General features: G+C 53.9%; 11 protein-coding genes. 5 read left to right on the forward strand and 6 right to left on the reverse strand.

All coding sequences use genetic code 11. The features are described 5' to 3' along the window. Nucleotides 1-31 precede the first annotated feature (31 nt). A complete protein-coding gene (gene sgrR, locus ACOTXL_RS09665) occupies nt 32-1687 on the reverse strand; it encodes an HTH-type transcriptional regulator SgrR (protein ID WP_023324147.1) in 1656 nt (551 codons plus the stop codon). An 88-nt stretch (nt 1688-1775) separates the two neighbouring features. On the opposite strand from sgrR, the gene sgrT reads away from it, so the two are divergent. Together sgrT and ACOTXL_RS09675 are read left to right on the forward strand one after the other, a co-directional pair. Continuing rightward, nucleotides 1776-1928: a glucose uptake inhibitor SgrT gene (gene sgrT / locus ACOTXL_RS09670; protein WP_003856388.1), complete on the forward strand. Its 153-nt coding sequence runs from the start codon at nt 1776-1778 to the stop codon at nt 1926-1928. 121 nt (nt 1929-2049) lie between these two features. Beyond that, complete coding sequence (locus ACOTXL_RS09675) at nt 2050-3228, forward strand: sugar efflux transporter (protein ID WP_045350418.1); 1179 nt, start codon at nt 2050-2052, stop codon at nt 3226-3228. Between the two features lie 58 nt (nt 3229-3286). Here ACOTXL_RS09675 and leuD read toward each other — a convergent pair whose 3' ends face one another. The 5 genes from leuD to leuL form a co-directional block, all read right to left on the reverse strand. Further along, nucleotides 3287-3892 carry a 3-isopropylmalate dehydratase small subunit gene (gene leuD / locus ACOTXL_RS09680; RefSeq protein WP_045350417.1) on the reverse strand — a complete coding sequence of 202 codons (606 nt, stop codon included), beginning with the start codon at nt 3890-3892 and terminating at the stop codon, nt 3287-3289. A gap of 10 nt (nt 3893-3902) precedes the next feature. Next, nucleotides 3903-5303: a 3-isopropylmalate dehydratase large subunit gene (leuC, locus tag ACOTXL_RS09685; protein ID WP_045350416.1), complete on the reverse strand. Its 1401-nt coding sequence runs from the start codon at nt 5301-5303 to the stop codon at nt 3903-3905. Between the two features lie 2 nt (nt 5304-5305). After that, a complete protein-coding gene (leuB, locus tag ACOTXL_RS09690) occupies nt 5306-6397 on the reverse strand; it encodes a 3-isopropylmalate dehydrogenase (RefSeq protein ID WP_003856380.1) in 1092 nt (363 codons plus the stop codon). Beyond that, nucleotides 6397-7968, reverse strand: a complete 1572-nt coding sequence (gene leuA, locus ACOTXL_RS09695) for a 2-isopropylmalate synthase (protein ID WP_023315385.1) — start codon at nt 7966-7968, stop codon at nt 6397-6399. The genes leuB and leuA overlap by 1 nt, the downstream gene beginning before the upstream one ends. 91 nt (nt 7969-8059) lie before the next feature. Further along, nucleotides 8060-8146 (reverse strand): leu operon leader peptide, encoded by an 87-nt coding sequence (leuL, locus tag ACOTXL_RS09700; RefSeq protein WP_057979999.1) that lies wholly within the window; start codon nt 8144-8146, stop codon nt 8060-8062. Between the two features lie 628 nt (nt 8147-8774). On the opposite strand from leuL, the gene leuO reads away from it, so the two are divergent. The 3 genes from leuO (at nt 8775) to ilvN (ending at nt 12313) form a co-directional block, all read left to right on the forward strand. Next, entirely contained in the window at nt 8775-9719 is a 945-nt protein-coding gene (leuO, locus tag ACOTXL_RS09705) for a transcriptional regulator LeuO (RefSeq protein ID WP_022650390.1), read from the forward strand. A 376-nt stretch (nt 9720-10095) separates the two neighbouring features. Beyond that, complete coding sequence (gene ilvI / locus ACOTXL_RS09710) at nt 10096-11820, forward strand: acetolactate synthase 3 large subunit (protein WP_003856373.1); 1725 nt, start codon at nt 10096-10098, stop codon at nt 11818-11820. A gap of 1 nt (nt 11821) precedes the next feature. Then, nucleotides 11822-12313 (forward strand): acetolactate synthase small subunit, encoded by a 492-nt coding sequence (ilvN, locus tag ACOTXL_RS09715; protein WP_003856371.1) that lies wholly within the window; start codon nt 11822-11824, stop codon nt 12311-12313. The last annotated feature ends 20 nt before the right edge of the window (nt 12314-12333 follow it).

A 12333-nucleotide genomic window follows, 5' to 3' on the forward strand; every position in this document is an offset into this window, starting at 1 on the left:
TTGTAATGATTTGGTGAATATTACGAAAGCGTTATGGCTCCGGCGGCGCAAACCAGGCGGATTTAAAATCAAACCAGCCCAGGGTGTTCATCCGCAGGCCGCGCATGCTGCGCTGGCCCTGGATCAGCAGCCAGTGGTGAATCAACGGTACGATCGTCTGCCCGGCCAGTAATTCCTGACACCAGGCGGCCAGATCCATTTCTCCTGCCCGCCACCGTGCGGCGTCCTGCTGCCAGTCCCGGTTGATACAGTGCTGAATCAGGGGCACTTCGTACAGGTGAGAAAAGAGCGAGAAATCAAGCGGCAGCGTAAAGTTTGCGCTGTTGAGCCAGATATCGCTGATGACGTCTCCGCGATGCCATTCATCATAATCGACTTCCTGTATCGCCAGCGTCACGCCTTCGGCTGCCAGCAGCGTGCTCATGATCCTTGCGATAAACCTGTGCTCAATGTGATCGCGATAGTAGCTGAGGGTGATGGTCTCCAGTCCGGCAGGTTTTTCACTGCGCACTGGCTGCGCATGGTGCCAGCGCGGAAGCAGGCCATAGGCCGGGAACCACCAGGTCTGGTATTGCTCCTCTGCGTGATAAATCAGGTTAGCAGGGGCAAGAATATGGCTGATCCACCTGCGTACGTCGTGGTTTGCCCCGCGATGGCTGCGGCTATCAAAGAGCAGGTAGTAGCATCCCTCCTCCAGGCGGCTTTCGAACGCCTTTTCACCGGCTGTTGGCCCTTCCAGGGTCAGGCCTGCGCTCAGCTCTTCGTTGAGATCCGGTAACACCCAGACGTTCACTTCGTCGATCAACGCCCTGTAGCCAAAGTAATCATCAAAGGCGCGGATCTTCAGCTGATTACTGTTGTTTCGTGTAACGGAGTAGGGGCCCGTACCAATCGGCTGGCTGGAAAAATTGTTCAGGGAGCGCCACTCGGCAGGCAGGATCATTGAGGGGACGTAGCCCAGAAGCCACGGAAGCCATTTGTCCGGCTGCGATAGCTCAATATCCAGCGTCCAGGCCGTTGGGGAGTGGATCCGCGCGATATGCGAATAGAGCGGCAGCGTGCGGGCTCGCTCTAAGGAATCGATAACGTCGCGCATCTCCAGCTCGCGTCCATGGTGGAAATGAATGCCGGGGCGTAAGAAAAAGCGCCAGTGGCGCGGGGAAAGCTGTTGCCAGTGGTGCGCGATATCCGCCTCCAGTTCCCCGTTTTCCTCATTTATCCGCGTCAGGCCGCTGAATATCTGCCGGGCCATGTGGGTTTCAGAGCGACGTAACGCCGTACCGGGCAACAGATTTTTCATTGGGCGGTAGTAAAGCACCCGCAGAATGTGGCGTCCCTGACGAAAGCTGCGTCCCAGATGCGAGACCAGCATCTGGCGCACGGCGGCTTTGTCGCCCACCAGCTGAACCAGCTGATCGATGCGGTCCTGCTCCAGCAGATCCTCCGCCCGCTGTTGCTGTAGCGCCAGGCCGGTATAAAGGAAAGTCAGGCGCGAGCGCTTGCCGCGTCCGGCTTCAGCCTCCCAGTTTAGCCAGCCCTGCTGCTGCATGGTGTTGAGGAGGGTACGCATATGACGCCGGGAGCAGTTGAGGAGTTCAGCCAGCTCGTTCAGCGTGGTCTCCTGCGATTGCCCCTCGCAGCACTGCCAGAGGCGGATAAATTGTTGTTGCAGACGACCAGAAGGCATAAAAGGGGAACTCCTGACAAAAAATCAGCAATTTATTAATCCCTATATTAAGCCAATAATCCTTATCGATGAAGCGAGGAGGTAAATTATGAAGAGGTCTACCGCACGTCAGTTTTATCAGCACTATTTTTCAGCGACAAAGGGAGTGTCCTGGCTGGCCCGCCAGTGCGCAGAGCAGCGGCTGAGAATACTGGAAGATCTGATGCAGTGGGACGTTACGAAACCGACCTCTTCTCGCTAACTCGCCTCGATCATGTGTGACTGAGTATTGGTGCTAATCACCCGCCAGCAAAATGTTTTTTGCTGGCTTTTTTCGTTTACTATTTCACCCAATTTCGATTCGCTTTCATAAGGACTTGCGCATGCTCTGGTTGATGACGATGGGGCGACGCCTGAATGGCGTGTACGCCGCTTTTATGCTGGTGGCCTTCATGATGGGCGTAGCCGGCGCGCTACAGGCGCCGACGCTGAGCCTGTTTCTCAGCCGCGAGGTGGGAGCGCAGCCGTTTTGGGTGGGCCTGTTCTACACCGTCAACGCCATTGCCGGGATCCTCGTCAGCCTGTGGCTGGCGAAACGGTCCGACAGCCAGGGCGATCGCCGCAAGCTGATCCTCTTTTGTTGCGCAATGGCCGTGGGCAACGCGCTGCTGTTTGCCTTCAACCGCCATTACCTGACGCTCATTACCTGCGGCGTGCTGCTGGCCTCTCTGGCGAACACCGCCATGCCGCAGCTCTTCGCCCTGGCCCGGGAGTACGCCGACAACTCGGCGAGGGAAGTGGTGATGTTCAGCTCGGTGATGCGTGCGCAGCTCTCTCTCGCATGGGTCATCGGCCCCCCGCTGGCGTTCATGCTGGCGCTGAACTACGGTTTCACCGTCATGTTCACCATCGCGGCGGGAATTTTTGCCATCAGCCTGGCGCTGATAGCCTTTGTGCTGCCATCGGTGGCGCGCGTAGAGCAGGTGACGGACAAGCCCATCACCCACGTAAGCGGCTGGCAGGATAAAAACGTCCGCATGTTGTTTATCGCCTCCACGCTGATGTGGACCTGCAACACCATGTACATTATCGATATGCCGCTGTGGATCAGCAGCGATCTGGGACTGCCCGACAAGCTCGCGGGTATTCTGATGGGCACCGCTGCCGGGCTGGAGATCCCGGCGATGATTCTGGCGGGTTACTACGTGAAACGTTTCGGAAAGCGTCGGATGATGGTCGTCGCCGTGGCGGCTGGGGTGGTGTTCTACGCGGGGCTGATCCTGTTCCATTCGCGTGAAGCTTTGCTGACGTTACAGCTGTTTAACGCGGTATTTATCGGCATCGTTGCCGGGATCGGCATGCTCTGGTTCCAGGATTTAATGCCGGGGCGCGCAGGCTCCGCGACCACGCTGTTTACCAACAGTATTTCGACCGGAGTGATCCTGGCGGGGGTGATTCAGGGGGCGCTGGCGCAAAGTTACGGGCATGGCTCAGTTTACTGGATGATTGCCGCGATTTCGGTGGTTACGCTTGGGCTGACTTGCCGGGTTAAGGATGTCTGATTCTGGAAGGCGGCTTCACGAAACAAATCAATGGCCCGCTTTTTGCGGGCCATTGTCTTTAGCCCATAAACGCAGGCTGTTTTTTCTCGTAGGCGGCTATAGCCTCTTCGTGTTGCAGCGTCAGGCCAATGCTGTCCAGACCGTTCAGCATGCAGTGGCGACGGAACGCATCAATGCTGAAGCTGTAGGTCTTGTCACCGGCCTTCACCACTTCCGCTTCCAGATCCACTTCAAACGAAATCCCCGGATTTGCCTGCACCAGCGCAAACAGTTCATCGACCTGTTCGTCACTCAGCGTCACCGGCAGCAGCTGGTTGTTAAAGCTGTTGCCGTAGAAGATATCCGCGAAGCTTGGGGCGATAACCACCTTAAAGCCGTAGTCGGTCAATGCCCATGGCGCATGTTCACGCGACGATCCGCAGCCAAAGTTTTCCCGCGCCAGCAAAATGGAGGCGTCTTTGTATTCCGGAAAGTTCAGGACGAATTCCGGGTTTGGCACTTCGCCTTTATCGTCGAGGAAGCGCCAGTCGTTGAACAGATGCGCACCAAAACCCGTGCGCGTCACTTTCTGCAAAAACTGCTTAGGAATGATAGCGTCAGTATCGACGTTAGCGGCATCCAGCGGGACAACACGGCCCGTATGTTGGGTAAATTTCTCTGCCATGATTGTCTCCTTATTTCAGGCTGCGAATATCGGCGAAATGACCGGTGACTGCCGCAGCGGCGGCCATTGCCGGGCTGACCAGGTGGGTGCGCCCACCGCGGCCCTGACGGCCTTCAAAGTTACGGTTGCTGGTGGAGGCACATCGCTCGCCCGGATTCAGGCGGTCGTTGTTCATCGCCAGACACATGGAGCAGCCGGGCAGGCGCCATTCGAAGCCTGCTTCGATAAAGATCTTATCCAGACCCTCCGCTTCCGCCTGGGCTTTCACCGGACCGGAGCCCGGCACAACCAGCGCCTGCACGCCCGGCGCCACTTTGCGGCCTTTAGCAATTTCTGCCGCAGCGCGTAAATCTTCAATACGGGAGTTGGTACAGGAGCCGATGAACACTTTATCAATGCTCACGTCGGTCAGCGGTACGCCGGGTTTCAGCCCCATATAGGCCAGCGCCTTTTCTGCACTGGCGCGCTCGACCGGATCGGCGAAGGAAGCCGGGTCAGGAATGCTGTCGTTGACAGAAATCACCTGGCCCGGGTTGGTGCCCCAGGTGACCTGCGGGGCGATCTCTTCCGCCTGTAACGTCACAACGGTATCAAAAATTGCCCCCTCGTCCGTTTTCAGGGTTTTCCAGTACGCTACCGCGTCGTCAAAATTCTGACCTTTCGGCGCATGCAGACGCCCCTTCACATAGTTGAAGGTGGTTTCGTCTGGGGCCACCAGTCCTGCTTTGGCGCCCATCTCAATGGCCATGTTGCACAGGGTCATACGACCTTCCATGCTCAGCGCCTGGATAGCATCTCCGCAGAACTCAACGACGTGACCGGTGCCGCCTGCACTGCCGGTTTTGCCGATAATCGACAGCACGATATCTTTCGCGGTGATACCCGGCGCGGCTTTCCCCTTCACTTCAATCTTCATGGTTTTGGCGCGGCCCTGCTTCAGGGTCTGCGTCGCCAGAACGTGTTCAACTTCAGAGGTCCCAATCCCGAACGCCAGCGCGCCAAATGCGCCGTGGGTTGCGGTATGGGAGTCGCCGCAGACGATGGTCATGCCCGGCAGGGTAATCCCCTGCTCAGGCCCCATTACGTGGACGATACCCTGATAGGGGTGGTTCAGATCGTACAGCTCCACGCCAAACTCGTTACAGTTCTTAATCAGCTCCTGCATCTGGATACGCGCCATCTCGCCAGATGCATTGATGTCTTTGGTCTGGGTGGAAACGTTGTGATCCATCGTGGCAAAGGTTTTACCCGGCTGACGCACCGGGCGCTTGTGCGCGCGCAGGCCGTCAAATGCCTGAGGAGAGGTCACTTCATGTACCAGATGACGGTCGATGTACAACAGTGGGGTTTCGTTTGGTGCTTCGTAGACCACGTGCGCATCAAACAACTTCTCATATAACGTCTTAGCCATGATTACACCCCTTCAGCGACATAGCGGGCAATGATGTCGCCCATTTCATCGGTACTGACTGCCGCCGTGCCGCGTGCTAAATCACCGGTACGGACGCCTTCTTCTAACGCCCGGTTAATGGCGTTTTCAATTGCGGTTGCTGCATCGCCTGCATCCAGGCTATAGCGCAGCAGCAGAGCCAGGGAGAGGATCTGCGCAATCGGGTTGGCGATGTTTTTGCCTGCGATATCCGGCGCGGAGCCGCCCGCCGGTTCGTACAGGCCAAAGCCTTCTTCGTTCAGGCTGGCCGAGGGCAGCATACCCATGGAGCCGGTGATCATGGCGCATTCATCCGAGAGAATATCGCCGAACAGGTTGGAGCACAGCAGCACGTCAAACTGAGACGGATCTTTGATCAGCTGCATCGTTGCGTTGTCGATATACATATGCGACAGCGCAACGTCCGGGTACTGCTTAGCGACTTCACTGACGATTTCGCGCCACAAAATAGACGACTGGAGCACGTTTGCTTTATCAATAGAGGTCACTTTACGGCGGCGTTTGCGCGCTGACTCAAACGCGATATGGGCGATACGTTCGATTTCAAAACGGTGATAGACCTCGGTATCAAACGCTTTCTCATGCTGACCGCTGCCTTCGCGACCTTTTGGCTGACCGAAGTAGATGCCGCCGGTCAACTCACGCACGCACAGGATGTCGAAACCGTTGGCCGCGATATCCGCGCGCAGCGGGCAAAACTCTTCCAGCCCCGGATACAGTTTCGCCGGACGCAGGTTGCTGAACAGTTTGAAGTGCTTGCGCAACGGCAGCAGCGCACCGCGCTCTGGCTGCTCTGCTGGCGGCAGGTGTTCCCATTTTGGGCCCCCCACGGAGCCAAAAAGAACGGCATCGGCATTTTCGCAGCCTTCTACAGTCCCTTTCGGCAGGGGAGTACCGTGATTATCAATCGCAATACCGCCCACGTCGTAGTGGCTGGTGGTAATTTTCATCGCAAAACGCGAACGAACAGCTTCCAGTACTTTCAGCGCCTGTGCCATCACTTCCGGGCCAATACCGTCACCCGGCAACACAGCAATATGGTAATTCTTCGACATCACACGGTTTCCTTGTTGTTCTCTTTATTCTGAGCTTTGCGTTGCAACTCTTTTTCGACTTCGGCGGCGCGCCAGATGTTGTTCAGGACATGCACCATCGCTTTCGCGGAGGATTCGACGATATCTGTCGCCAGACCCACACCGTGGAAGCGGCGACCGTTGTAGTTGACGACGATATCAACCTGGCCCAGGGCGTCTTTACCGTGCCCTTTTGCCGTCAGGTCGTATTTCACCAGCTCTACGTCGTACTCAGTGACGCGGTTAATCGCCTGGTAAATGGCATCCACAGGGCCGTTACCGTTGGCGGCTTCCGCTTTAATTTCATCGCCGCAGGCCAGCTTGACGGAGGCGGTAGCGATATCGCTTGAGCCTGACTGAACGGTGAAGTAGTCCAGACGGAAGTGTTCTGGCTCTTCCTGCTGTTTATTGATGAATGCCAGTGCTTCCAGGTCGTAATCGAAGACCTGGCCTTTCTTGTCAGCCAGCTTCAGGAATGCGTCGTACAGCTGATCCATGTTGTAATCGCTGTCCTTATAACCCATCTCTTCCATACGGTGTTTTACCGCCGCGCGGCCAGAGCGCGAGGTCAGGTTCAACTGAACCTGGTTCAGACCGATGGATTCCGGAGTCATGATTTCGTAGTTTTCACGGTTCTTTAGCACGCCATCCTGGTGAATACCGGAGGAGTGGGCGAACGCGCCAGCCCCAACAATCGCCTTGTTCGCCGGGATCGGCATGTTGCAAATCTGGCTCACGGTCTGGCTGGTGCGCCAGATTTCGTTGTGATTGATGCGAGTGTGCACGTTCATAATGTCTTTGCGCACCTTGATCGCCATGATCACTTCTTCCAGCGAGCAGTTGCCGGCACGTTCACCAATGCCGTTCATTGCCCCTTCTACCTGACGCGCGCCGGCGTGAACGGCGGCGATGGCATTGCCCACAGCCAGGCCCAAATCGTCATGGGTATGCACGGAGATGATGGCTTTATCAATATTTGGCACGCGATCGTACAGGCCGGTGATGATGTTGGAGAACTCAAACGGCATGGTGTAGCCGACGGTATCCGGGATGTTGATAGTTCTGGCTCCGGCATTAATCGCGGCTTCCACTACCCGGGCCAAATCGTCAATCGGCGTGCGGCCTGCATCTTCACAGGAGAATTCGACGTCATCAGTGTAGTTACGCGCGCGTTTGACCATATACACCGCACGTTCAATCACTTCATCCAGCGTACTGCGCAGCTTGGTCGCAATGTGCATGGGGGAGGTGGCAATGAATGTATGGATACGGAAGGCTTCTGCAACTTTCAGGGATTCCGCGGCCACATCAATATCTTTCTCTACGCAGCGAGCCAGACCGCACACGCGGCTGTTTTTGATGGTGCGGGCGATGGTCTGCACTGACTCGAAATCACCTGGCGAGGAGACGGGAAAGCCGACTTCCATTACGTCTACACCCATGCGTTCGAGGGCCAGAGCAATTTGCAGTTTTTCTTTAACACTCAGGCTCGCCTGTAATGCCTGTTCACCGTCACGTAAAGTAGTATCGAAAATAACGACTTGCTGGCTCATGGGTTAGGTCCTTGTCAGTCTTAGGGCGCCTTGCTACGAGCATAAAAAAACCCGCGCAGTGGCGCGGGTTTTTAGTTTTACTGAAGACGATTCAACGCTGAATTTCGCCCGCCAGTCTACCGCGCACAGTGGATGCGTTTAGTAGTAGTAGACCGGTGAAACGAAGGGTGCGAATCATGAATCGTGCTCCAGGTGAAAGCGATATGCTTTTAGTGGTACTGGATACGCCAACTCATGTCAACCCCTCTCAGGCAAAACGGCCACTTAGCACAGGATAAACACATTAGCTAATTGTGCTGGTTTTTGCATGTCTAACCGATTTTATTGTCTATTATTGGACTGGCGATTCATCTCTGGAATAATTTGAATATAATTGGTAGCAATTAAACATACTATTTTTACCAATGTGCTGTGAAATGGAATCTGTTTCATATCATTGATTTATAAATTACATGAATGATTTGCGGGTGAGTAAGTTATCAAAATTGATATCATTTTGTTAATGAAAATGCGATGTATGCCATTAATAGTTTAATAACACTTAAGTCATTATTAATGAGTGCGTTGATTGTGCATTTGTCTGATTTATGGTTTCATGCCCACATTAAAGTTTGAGATATCTTTTGAACGATTTTTAGCTCTTCATTTATGGGATGCGTAAAGTCGCTCGTTGAATGGGATTTCTTTATATATTCCGAATTTTAAATAATTTCCTTTCGCTTGTTGTATATGCATGGTAAATCATATTTTTCGAAGTTATTACTGTACCTTGGCAAAGGGAATTTAGCGTGACGGTGGAGTCAGAAATGCCAGAAAATAATATTAACCAACCACAGACTTATGATGGGGTTAAGCCTCAGTTGCGCACAGTGGATCTCAATCTGTTAACTGTATTTGATGCAGTTATGCAGGAGCAGAATATTACGCGAGCAGCGCAATCTCTGGGAATGTCTCAACCTGCCGTGAGTAATGCCGTAGCCAGACTTAAGGTGATGTTTAACGACGAGTTATTCGTCCGCTATGGAAGAGGTATCCAGCCCACGGCGCGTGCATTCCAGCTATTCGGTTCGATTCGTCAGGCGCTACAGCTGGTACAAAATGAGCTTCCCGGCTCGGGTTTTGAACCCTTAAGCAGTGAACGGGTTTTCCATCTCTGTGTTTGCAGTCCGTTAGACAATTATTTGACGTCTGTTATATATAATAAAGTTGAACAGATTGCTCCTAATATTCATCTCGTTTTTAAATCATCATTAAATCAAAATACTGAGCACCAGCTTCGTTATCAGGAAACGGAGTTCGTTCTGGGCTATGAAGAGTTTCGCCGTCCAGAGTTTGCCTGTGTTCCATTGTTTAAAGATGAAATGGTGTTAGTCGCCAGCAAAAAACATCCCCGTATGAATTCTCCGCTGCGTGAAAGCGATGTTTACAGCGAGCAGCATGCCGTGGTTGCTCTGGACAGATATGCCTCATTTAGTCTGCCGTGGTATGACACTGCCGATAAACAAGCCAGCGTGGCCTATCAGGGAATGGCGATGGTCAGCGTATTGAATGTCGTTTCTCAGACGCAGCTAGTCGCTATTGCACCGCGCTGGCTTGCTGAAGAGTTCTCCGATTCGCTGAGCCTGCAAATTTTACCTCTGCCGCTCAAGCTGAATAGCCGTACCTGTTATCTTTCCTGGCATGAAGCGGCGGGGCGGGATAAAGGGCATCAATGGATGGAAGAGCTGCTGATCAATATTTGTCGTCGATAAGACAGGGTGAATAAACCGCATGGTGCCATGCGGTTTATTCTGTGTTTTTTTATGCAAGCAATATTTTGTTCTGTTCGCATTTTTTCAGACACTCAAGGAGGCTTAAAAATAGATGATTTCCTGATCCATCCTCTTTTTAAGAGATGAATTATTAGCGTCTCCCCTCATAGCAGATGAATTCACCATATTCGTGTCTGACAGCTGTTTTTTCTGCTTTTATTGCCCATTCCCGCATTCCGTTTGCTAATTGCCTGGCTCATAACGAGCGGTTAAGGTATCCATCACTCTGCACTTTATAAGATGGGTTTACCCTGTCAGAAGACGGCGCGGAAATGAATTCTGTTGACCGTCTATAACAAAAGCCTGGAGGCAAAGCATGGAGATGTTGTCTGGCGCGGAAATGGTCGTCCGATCGCTTATCGATCAGGGCGTGAAGCAAGTGTTCGGCTATCCTGGAGGTGCGGTTCTTGATATTTATGACGCGCTGCACACGGTAGGCGGTATTGATCATGTTCTGGTTCGTCATGAACAGGCTGCTGTGCATATGGCAGACGGCCTGGCCCGCGCCACGGGCGAGGTGGGTGTTGTGCTCGTCACTTCCGGACCGGGGGCGACCAATGCCATTACCGGCATTGCGACTGCGTATATGGACTCCATTCCCCTGGTCATTCTCTCCGGACAGGTGGCGACGTCACTGATTGGCTATGATGCGTTTCAGGAATGCGACATGGTGGGGATCTCACGCCCCGTGGTGAAGCACAGCTTTCTGGTTAAACAAACGGAAGACATCCCGGGCGTACTGAAAAAAGCCTTCTGGCTGGCCGCCAGCGGTCGTCCTGGGCCAGTGGTTGTCGATCTGCCAAAAGATATTCTCAATCCCGCGAATAAACTGCCTTACCTGTGGCCTGAGTCGGTGAGCATGCGTTCATATAATCCGACGACGCAGGGGCACAAAGGCCAGATTAAGCGTGCGCTGCAAACGCTGCTGGCTGCGAAAAAGCCCGTAGTCTATGTGGGGGGCGGCGCCGTCAATGCAGCCTGTGAAACGCAACTACGCGAACTGATTGAGAAGCTGAATCTTCCTGTCGCGTCATCGCTGATGGGGCTGGGGGCATTCCCGGCTACCCACCGTCAGGCGCTGGGCATGCTGGGTATGCACGGCACCTATGAAGCCAATATGACGATGCACCATTCTGATGTGATTTTTGCCGTCGGCGTGCGTTTTGACGATCGCACCACCAATAATCTGGCGAAATACTGTCCGCATGCGACGGTGCTGCACATTGATATCGATCCGACTTCAATCTCTAAAACGGTGCCGGCGGATGTGCCGATCGTGGGGGACGCACGACAGGTGCTGGATCAAATGTTGGATCTGCTGGCGCAGGAGACCGCGTCTCAACCGCTGGACGAGATCCGCGACTGGTGGCAGCAAATCGAACAGTGGCGTGGCCGTCAGTGCCTTAAGTACGACACACAGAGTGAGAACATCAAGCCGCAGGCGGTGATCGAGACGATCTGGCGTCTGACCAATGGCGATGCGTATGTCACTTCTGACGTGGGCCAACATCAGATGTTCGCTGCGCTGTATTACCCGTTTGATAAACCGCGTCGCTGGATCAACTCTGGCGGGCTCGGCACGATGGGCTTTGGTCTGCCCGCCGCGCTGGGGGTGAAGCTGGCGTTGCCAAACGAAACGGTGATCTGCGTGACGGGTGATGGCAGCATACAGATGAATATTCAGGAGCTTTCTACTGCGCTGCAATATGAGTTGCCAGTGCTGGTGCTGAACCTGAATAACGGTTACCTCGGTATGGTAAAGCAGTGGCAGGATATGATTTATTCTGGCCGTCACTCTCAGTCTTATATGAAGTCACTTCCGGACTTTGTCCGCCTGGCTGAAGCCTATGGTCATATTGGCATGCGGGTAACCGATCCGTCAGAGCTGGAAGCGAAGCTCGGCGAAGCGCTTGAGCACGTTAAAAACAATCGCCTCGTCTTCATGGACGTCATCGTCGACGGCACAGAGCATGTTTATCCGATGCATATCCGTGGCGGCGGTATGGATGAAATGTGGTTAAGCAAAACGGAGAGAACCTGATATGCGCCGGATATTATCTGTATTACTGGAAAATGAGTCGGGCGCACTGTCACGCGTCATTGGGCTTTTTGCGCAGCGCGGCTATAACATTGAAAGCCTGACCGTTGCGCCGACCGATGACCCAACGCTCTCCCGCATGACGATCCAGACTGTCGGCGATGCGAAAGTGCTTGAGCAGATTGAAAAACAGTTGCACAAACTGGTGGACGTACTGCGCGTCAGCGAGCTGGGGCAGGGGGCTTACGTCGAACGTGAAGTGATGCTGGTGAAAATTCAGGCCAGCGGTTACGGTCGTGAAGAGGTCAAGCGCAACACGGATATCTTCCGTGGGCAGATCATCGACGTCACGCCTTCTATATATACTGTGCAGCTTGCCGGAACGAGCGATAAGCTGGATGCGTTCCTGGCCTCCGTCAGGGATGTAGCAAAAATTGTTGAAGTTGCGCGCTCTGGCGTTGTTGGCCTCTCGCGCGGCGATAAAATCATGCGTTAGTTGCGCAAAAGGTTCGCCTC

The organism is Enterobacter cloacae complex sp. IR5402, assembly GCF_049238125.1.
Classification (GTDB): Bacteria; Pseudomonadota; Gammaproteobacteria; order Enterobacterales; family Enterobacteriaceae; genus Enterobacter; species Enterobacter hormaechei_C.

Excerpts from the sequence above, each read along its gene's own strand:
- leuO (WP_022650390.1), top strand. The coding sequence starts at position 8,775 with ATGCCAGAAAATAATATTAACCAACCACAGACTTATGATGGGGTTAAG.
- leuB (WP_003856380.1), bottom strand. The coding sequence starts at position 6,397 with ATGTCGAAGAATTACCATATTGCTGTGTTGCCGGGTGACGGTATTGGC.
- sgrT (WP_003856388.1), top strand. The coding sequence starts at position 1,776 with ATGAAGAGGTCTACCGCACGTCAGTTTTATCAGCACTATTTTTCAGCG.
- ACOTXL_RS09675 (WP_045350418.1), top strand. The coding sequence starts at position 2,050 with ATGCTCTGGTTGATGACGATGGGGCGACGCCTGAATGGCGTGTACGCC.
- leuD (WP_045350417.1), bottom strand. The coding sequence starts at position 3,892 with ATGGCAGAGAAATTTACCCAACATACGGGCCGTGTTGTCCCGCTGGAT.
- leuC (WP_045350416.1), bottom strand. The coding sequence starts at position 5,303 with ATGGCTAAGACGTTATATGAGAAGTTGTTTGATGCGCACGTGGTCTAC.
- ilvI (WP_003856373.1), top strand. The coding sequence starts at position 10,096 with ATGGAGATGTTGTCTGGCGCGGAAATGGTCGTCCGATCGCTTATCGAT.
- leuA (WP_023315385.1), bottom strand. The coding sequence starts at position 7,968 with ATGAGCCAGCAAGTCGTTATTTTCGATACTACTTTACGTGACGGTGAA.
- leuL (WP_057979999.1), bottom strand. The coding sequence starts at position 8,146 with ATGATTCGCACCCTTCGTTTCACCGGTCTACTACTACTAAACGCATCC.
- sgrR (WP_023324147.1), bottom strand. The coding sequence starts at position 1,687 with ATGCCTTCTGGTCGTCTGCAACAACAATTTATCCGCCTCTGGCAGTGC.
- ilvN (WP_003856371.1), top strand. The coding sequence starts at position 11,822 with ATGCGCCGGATATTATCTGTATTACTGGAAAATGAGTCGGGCGCACTG.